Below are 1205 nucleotides of genomic sequence, written 5' to 3' on the forward strand. Positions count from 1 at the left end.
CAGATCCACGGCCAGCCTCGGGACATACTTCCCAAACAGGCCCTAGCGTCGACCGCGGAACATGCCGCCCAGCGAGGCTCAGAAGCCGCGGCGGGTGTCCACTCTGGCCTGCGCGTCGGCCTCGGCCATCGCCGCCAGCGCGTCCTTCGCGGCGCTCGGCTCGACCACCGGGGCGGAGAACGCCGGGGCGGCTGGCGCAGACTGCGGGGCGGGGCGGCGCTGTGGGGCGAACTTGACCGGGAGCGCGTCAAGGTGCCGGGACCAGGTCGAGGCGGTCCAGGTCAGCTGCTCCTCCGGCACCGTGAGGTGCAGGTCGGGTAGCCGGTTGAGCAGCACGTCGACGCCGGTGTCGGTGATGGCGCGGGCGATCTCCTGTCCCGAGCACTCGTGCGGGCCCCGGCTGAACGCCAGGTGCGAGCGGTTGCCGTGCATCGGCGCGTCGAGATCCGGACGGATCTCCGGATCTGCGTTGCCCGCCGCGATGCCGAGCAGCAGCATGTCGCCCTCGCGGATCTCCTTGTCGGCGAAATGCATGTCGTGCGTGGCGAACCGCGCCGGGCAGACCAGCAGCGGCGGATCGTCCCACAGCATCTGCTCGACCGCGTCCGGCAGCGTCATGAGCCCGCCGGCGAGCGACGCGCGGAAGCGGGGGTCAGTCAGCACCATCCGCAGCGTGTTCGAGACCAGGTTCGTCGTGGCCTCGTAGCCCAGCACGATCACGAGGCGCAGGTGGTTGAGCACCTCCTCGTCGTTCAGCCCCGAGGGGTGCTGGACGAACCAGGACGCCAGGTCGTGCGCGGGGGCCCTGCGCCGCTCCTCGGTCAGCGACCGCAGGGTGCCGATGATGTACTGGTTGTGCGCGTACGCCTCCTCGCCGCCGCTGACCATGCCGACGATGGCCTCGACCAGTTTCCGGCCGTACCCCTCGCTCAGGCCGACCAGCCGGCTCAGCACGAGCATCGGAAGGTAAACGGCGAACTGGGTCACCAGGTCCGCGCGGCCGTCCTCGACAAAGCCGTCGATCAGCTGGTTCGCGTAGCGATGGACGTGCCGCCGGGTGCCGTGCCGGTCGAACCTGGTCAGGCACTCGTTGACCGCGGCGCGCAGCCGCGCATGTTCCTCGCCATCGTAGGACACGACGTCGGGACGCCATCCGATGAGCGGAAGCAGCGGGTCGTCCGCGGCGATCCTGCCCTCGTTCCAGT

The 1205-nt window shown here is 70.4% G+C and carries 1 protein-coding gene; it reads right to left on the minus strand.

Annotated features, from left to right (window positions below; translation table 11 throughout):
- Nucleotides 1–78 precede the first annotated feature (78 nt).
- On the minus strand, nucleotides 79–1205 hold a 1127-nt coding region (locus ACY45C_RS20080), incomplete at its 5' end, for a cytochrome P450 (RefSeq protein WP_462189116.1).

It is taken from the genome of Frankia sp. CcWB2, assembly GCF_977927585.1.